Annotated in this window: 8 protein-coding genes; 2 read left to right on the top strand and 6 right to left on the bottom strand. The window is 69.6% G+C overall.

Translation table 11 applies throughout. From position 1 onward, the window contains the following. Positions 1-19: 19 nt before the first annotated feature. Complete coding sequence (locus tag KBX39_RS21585; RefSeq protein ID WP_187692635.1) at positions 20-526, bottom strand: hypothetical protein; 507 nt, start codon at positions 524-526, stop codon at positions 20-22. 143 nt (positions 527-669) lie between these two features. Between KBX39_RS21585 and KBX39_RS21590 the strand changes: the two genes are divergently transcribed. Next, positions 670-1,401 carry a hypothetical protein gene (locus KBX39_RS21590; RefSeq protein WP_187692636.1) on the top strand — a complete coding sequence of 244 codons (732 nt, stop codon included), beginning with the start codon at positions 670-672 and terminating at the stop codon, positions 1,399-1,401. An 80-nt stretch (positions 1,402-1,481) separates the two neighbouring features. On the opposite strand, the gene KBX39_RS21595 is transcribed toward KBX39_RS21590, so the two are convergent. The 3 genes from KBX39_RS21595 to KBX39_RS21605 all read right to left on the bottom strand — a co-directional run bounded on the left by KBX39_RS21595 (position 1,482) and on the right by KBX39_RS21605 (position 3,218). Further along, positions 1,482-2,180, bottom strand: a complete 699-nt coding sequence (locus KBX39_RS21595) for a hypothetical protein (protein ID WP_210872201.1) — start codon at positions 2,178-2,180, stop codon at positions 1,482-1,484. Continuing rightward, positions 2,173-2,661, bottom strand: coding sequence for a SigE family RNA polymerase sigma factor (locus KBX39_RS21600; RefSeq protein WP_210872202.1), 489 nt, complete (start codon positions 2,659-2,661; stop codon positions 2,173-2,175). The genes KBX39_RS21595 and KBX39_RS21600 overlap by 8 nt, the downstream gene beginning before the upstream one ends. Before the next feature lie 146 nt (positions 2,662-2,807). Then, on the bottom strand, positions 2,808-3,218 hold the full coding sequence (locus KBX39_RS21605; protein WP_210872204.1) for a RidA family protein: 411 nt from the start codon (positions 3,216-3,218) through the stop codon (positions 2,808-2,810). A 79-nt stretch (positions 3,219-3,297) separates the two neighbouring features. On the opposite strand from KBX39_RS21605, the gene KBX39_RS21610 reads away from it, so the two are divergent. Next, positions 3,298-3,675 (top strand): helix-turn-helix domain-containing protein, encoded by a 378-nt coding sequence (locus tag KBX39_RS21610; protein WP_187692638.1) that lies wholly within the window; start codon positions 3,298-3,300, stop codon positions 3,673-3,675. A gap of 15 nt (positions 3,676-3,690) precedes the next feature. Here the strand turns inward: KBX39_RS21610 and KBX39_RS21615 are convergent, their stop codons facing one another. Beyond that, on the bottom strand, positions 3,691-4,983 hold the full coding sequence (locus KBX39_RS21615; protein WP_210872206.1) for a hemolysin family protein: 1,293 nt from the start codon (positions 4,981-4,983) through the stop codon (positions 3,691-3,693). An 88-nt stretch (positions 4,984-5,071) separates the two neighbouring features. Then, positions 5,072-5,480 (bottom strand): P1 family peptidase (locus KBX39_RS21620; RefSeq protein ID WP_210872208.1); only part of this gene is annotated, 409 nt, incomplete at its 5' end.

Below are 5,480 nucleotides of genomic sequence, written 5' to 3' on the forward strand. Positions count from 1 at the left end.
GTAGGGGCACGGTTCGCTTCTACGCGAGCGTTTCGGTTCTGATGTAGAGCACCATTCCGACCAGAGCCAGCACGTCCACCGTCAAGAGACCGAGGTGCGCATACCGGTAGCGGCGCACCATCGTGCCGGCTACGGGCGTCGCCGGCGTGTGGTCCAGGAGCGCCGCGATCTTGTTCAAGCGCGTCTGGTACCCGCCCGGATGCACCCGGTGATGGCCACCCACGCTGGGGGTCAGGGCGGCAATCGGAACAGGCGGGTGCCCGGAGACTCGCAGCTCGATGTCGAACCCGTCGAGCCGTACTCCGTCGACCAGTGACCGTGGAACGCTGTATCTGACGAGCGGGTTGCCCACGACGACATGCGTGCGGGTCACCGCCACGAAGGCAGCCGGCCCCGCGAGGTACATGAGCAGTACGCACGTGCCGAGCGGCGTGAGAACCATCAGCAGCAACTGCTGGGTGTCGACGATGCGGGAGGGCGTTACGAGGCCGAAAGCGCCGGCCGCCGTGCACATGACGATCGTCATCAGAGCGAGCGGGTCGTTCCGCCGGATCACGGTCTCAACTCCCCAACAGGTCGTGACCTTGGCAAGGCAGGATCATGATGTACGCGGCAAGGCCCTCGCTATCGCCGTAGCCTTGCCTGGCTGATTGCGAGACCATGCCTCCCATGCCTTCGGAAGACGTTCGCTGGTCAGAGCTCGTCTGCTTCGTCGGGCGATCCAGTCACATTCCAGCCGCGCTTGCCGACCTCTCATCCCCCGATGAACAGGTCCGCCTGAACGCGTTCAGGCTGCTGGTGCAAGACCTTGCCTGGAACGAGAACGTCTTCGAAGCAACACCGTACGCAATTTGCGATGTTGTCGAACGCCTGGAGCGGCGTGACGTCCCGCATCCGAACGAGGCGTTCGCGTTGCTCAGGACCCTCGGGAACGGGGAAGCGGCCCATCCAGAGCTGATCAACTGGCATGGGCGGGCAGTTGATCTGTTGTCGCTGTGCCGAGAACTCGTGGAAAGCAGCCTCACGCTCTATCTGAGTTACCTCTCCGATCCGGGCGCACGCCTCGGTGCGTTGGAAGTCATCAGCGGCTTTCGAGGTAGGGCGGCCGAGGCGCTAGCCGAACTGGGCCGGGCTGCCGATTCCGCGGCATCGACCGAGGAGCGCACGGAAATCCTGACGGCGATCGGCGACCTCCGCGAGTGGAACGAGACCGAGGCGGATGAACCCAGTTGCGGTGTGCCGGACGAGCTTCTCAACAGGAAGGTCTCAGAAAGCAGGGTGGCGATGATCCGCATCGGTCGAGGTGAGCGTCCACCACGGTGGGGCAAAGTTGGTCCGCTCCTGTCTGCGCGTCAGTACCTGATTCGACTCGTCATGCGTTTCCTCGAGCGGTCGAACTGACCACGCGACCCTGGTCCGTCCACCCGTGTGCCGGACAGTTGCGAAAGGTCAGGGCACCGAGCGAGGCCCCGAGGGCGGTGCTACGGCACGCGGACGAGGGAAGCGTGCGCTGCGCGCCCTTCGGCCGCCTGGTCCGGCTCGATCGAGACGTAGACCTTCTTGGGCCAGGGCGCGCGCACGCTGAGGCTTACGCGCTCCGGCTTGTCACTGCAGGGCACCTGCGCCTCGGCGGCGTCGGGAGGGATGGGGGCCGGATTCCCGGCCTCGTCCGCCCCCGAGGTCGCGGCCCAGAACCGCGTCCGGAGCGTCCCTTCCCCGACGCACAGGACGTCGAGCACGTAGACGCCGGTCTTGTTCTCGTTGTACCCGGTGCCACTGATGCCGCCGCGCCGGGCGGGCTCGGAGCCGATCATGAGGATCGGTCCTTTGCCCTCACGTCTGCGCTGCTTGTTGTCCACGGAGGTGATCCCGAGCGCGGCGGCTGCTGTGGCGGCCATGCGGTCGAGTTGTTCGGCGGGCAGTTCCGACGGGGACGGCGACAGGCTCGGTGCCGCAGGCGGGGTGGCGGATCGCTCGCTGGTGGCCAGGTGGGTCACGGCGAAGCCACCCGCCACCACGATCCCGACGCCGGCGGCGAGGGCGGCGATTCCGGTGCGGCGCCGGTTCCGTACGGTCCGCTGCGCCGCCGCGGTTCCCGGTGGGCGGATGTGTGTCAGAGTCTCCGCGCGCATGAGGGCGAAAGCGTTCCGGGTCTGCTCCTCGGTGATGTCCTCAGGCATGCGACTTCTCCATGGGTTCGGGGCCGAGCCGGGCGGCGAGCGTGGCCCGACCGCGAGGCAGCCATGACCTGACGGTGCCTTCGGGCACCCCCTCGCGGTCGGCGATCTCCGCGACCGGCAGGTCGGCGAGATAGCGAAGCACCATTGCCCGCCGCTGCGCGGCGGGCAGCGAGGCCAGGGCCTCGACCAGCGCGACGTGGTCCGGTTCCGGTCCCGCGACGACCGGCTCGCCGCGCTGGCGTCGGTGGAACGCCCGCATCACGCGCAGTCTCCGCCAGCGGCTGGTCGCGAGGTTCCAGGCGACCCGCCGGACCCAGGCGGCGGGGTCGTCGTAGCCGGAGACCTGCCGCCATCGGGCGAGCGCCCGGCAGAACGCCTCCTGAACGACGTCCTGGGCCTCGTGCAGGTCGCCGAAGTAGGCGTACACCTGCACCGTCAGGTCCGCGTAGCTCGCCGCGTAAAAGTCGTCGAAGTCCCTCATCGGCGACTACACGCGCGGCCTGATCGCAACGTTGCGGGCGTCCATCAAGTTTCACCGATCCCCTCGACCACGCGGCAACCCGCGGTCGGCGGAAATCCGCCGACCGCGGCCCCGGGTCGCTGTCCGGTGATGCTGCCTGCTTTATCTCACTCCGCGACGGCGGTCGCCTCCAGCTCCACGAGCACGTCGGGCTCGAAGAGGGACTCGACGCCGATCAGCGACGCCGGCGGAAGCGGCTGGGGCAGCCCGAGTTCCTCGGCGACCGACTCGATGCCGGCCATGAAGGGCCCGATCTTGTCCGGCGTCCAGCCGGTGACGTAGAAGGTCAGCCGGACCACGTCCTGGAACGAGGCGTCGGCGCCGGCGAGGGCGCGCCCGGTGTTGCGCAGCACCTGCGCGACCTGCCCACCGAGGTCGCCCGGTGCGACAGGGGTGCCGTCGCCCAGTCGCGCGACCTGGCCACTGACGTGGATGTGACGGGTGCCGGTGCCCACCGCCACGTGGTGGTACGGCGTGTGCGGCTGAAGACCGGCAGGGCTGAAGCGGGTGACGGACATCGTGTCTCCTCCATGGGGACCTAGGTGGTTTACCATTGATACCTAGTTGACGAAGGACACTTCAAGGAGACCTGGTTTCATGGGCGATACCGCAGGCGCGCGCGCCGACGAGCTGCGCATCGACGCCCCGCATCGCGAGCTGCTCGATCAGGTGCTGGACAAGTGGTCGCTGAGCGTCCTCAACGAGCTGTGCGAACGCCCTTGTCGCTTCAACGAGCTGCGCCGCGCGATCCCGGCGGTGACACAGAAGTCGCTCACGGCGACGCTGCGACGGCTCGAACGCAACGGCATCGTCGAACGCCACGTGGTGGCGACCCGGCCGGTCGCGGTCGAGTACCGGATCACGCGGCTGGGCAAGACCCTGCGTGCACCGATCGACGTCCTGCTCGACTGGGCCGACGCGTACCTGCCCCAGATCGAGCAGGCCCGCCGGAGCTTCGACGCCGAGCCAGGCTGACGAGTACGGCCGGACTCAGGAGTCCGGCTCGTCGCGCGTCGGCGTCGTCCGCAGGCGTACCCGGGTGATGGCCCGGCCCGTCACCTCCGCCACCTCGGCGCTCAGGCCGGGCAGCTCGACCGTCTCGCCGGGGGTCTTCGGGATGTGGCCGAGATGCGCCAGGACCAGGCCGGCCACCGTCGTGTAGTCCCCGGCTTCGAGGGTGGACTCGTCGAGGTCGATGCCCACGTCGACCAGGTCGTGCAGCGGGAACCCGCCGGGCATCAGCAGCGCGCCGTCCGCCTCCCGTACGACGGCCTGCACGTCCCGGTCGGTCTCGTCGTAGATCTCCCCGACGATCTCCTCGACCAGGTCCTCCATCGTGACGATGCCGTCGATGGACCCGCGCTCGTCGACCACGAGCGCGAACTGCTGCCGTTGGGCGCGCAGCTCCCGGATCGCTTCGGTCACCTTCAGCGTCTCCGGCAGGTACACCGCCGGGCTGGCGTGGTCGGCGACCGGCCCTTCCTGGTCGAGCAGGTCCCGCATGTGCACCACGCCGACAGTGTCGTCCAGTCCGCCGCGACCCACGACCGGGGCGCGTGTCTGCCCCGACCTGCCCAGCTCGCGCAGCGCCTGCGGCGCGGACAGATCCGCCGACAACGTGACGACGTCGCGGCGCGGGACGAGGATCTCCCGCAGGATCCGCTCGGCCACCTCGAACGCGCCCGAGATGATCGTGCGGTGCTCCGGGGTGAGGTTGCGCTGCGCGGCGACCATGTCCCGCAGCTCCTCGGTGGTGACCTCCTCCCGGCGCGCCCGGGGGTCGCCGCCGGCCAGGCGTACGACGGCGTCGCTCGACCTGCTCAGGAGCCACACCGCCGGGCGGGAGAACGTCGACAGCGCGTCGATCGGGCGGGCCACCAGCAGCGCCCAGCCCTCGGCACGCTGCATCGCGATCCGCTTCGGCGCCAGCTCGCCGAGCACCAGCGTGACGAAGGTCAGGATGATGGTGACGACGACGACCGAGACCGGCTCGGCGGCCGACCCGAGGAATCCCAGCGGGCCCACCAGCGGCGCCGCGAGGGACACCGCGGCGGCGGCCGAGGCGAGGAAACCGGCCAGCGTGATGCCGATCTGAATGGTGGCCAGGAAGCGGTTCGGATCCCGCGCCAGCTTCGCCAGCACCCGGCCGCCCCGGGAGGTCCGCTCCAGGCGCTGCAGTTGGCTCTCCCGCAGCGACACCAACGCCATCTCGCTGCCCGCGAACACCGCGTTCACCAACACCAACACGAACACGAGCGTGACCTGCACGCCATAGCCGTCCACGGCCAGTTCGACGCCTCCTCGGCCGGACCCTCCGGCAGCGTCAACCGTAGCCACCGCGGCTGGGCGGGGCGGGCCGGGTTGCGAGCAATCAGCGCGTTTCCGCCGGTGATTCCGGAATCAGCCGGCCAGCCGCCGCCAGCCGCTCGAGCACGGCCCGGTGCGGAACCGCGTGACTGGTACGGCCACCCACGCCCGTGGTGGTGACTGCGGTGAACAGCGAGTTCAGCAGCGCCTCCTCGACCGCGTCCAGCACGGCCGCGAACACCGGGTCGATCTCCCCGTCCGGGATCGGCTGCTGATCCGACGTGGTGAACCCGATCGCGTAGTCGCCGCTGGTGCCGCTGAAGGACGCGCCGACCCGGGCCATGGCGAACACCGCCCGGCGGGCGACCCGCCCGAGCTGTCGCGCGTCCAGCGGTACGTCGGTGGCCACCACGATCATGCACGAGTTGCCGGGCGGCTCGGCCCGGTCGGCGGCGGGGACCAGTTCGTCGGCC

It is taken from the genome of Micromonospora sp. D75, from assembly GCF_018070405.1.
Lineage (GTDB): Bacteria > Actinomycetota > Actinomycetes > Mycobacteriales > Micromonosporaceae > Micromonospora > Micromonospora chalcea.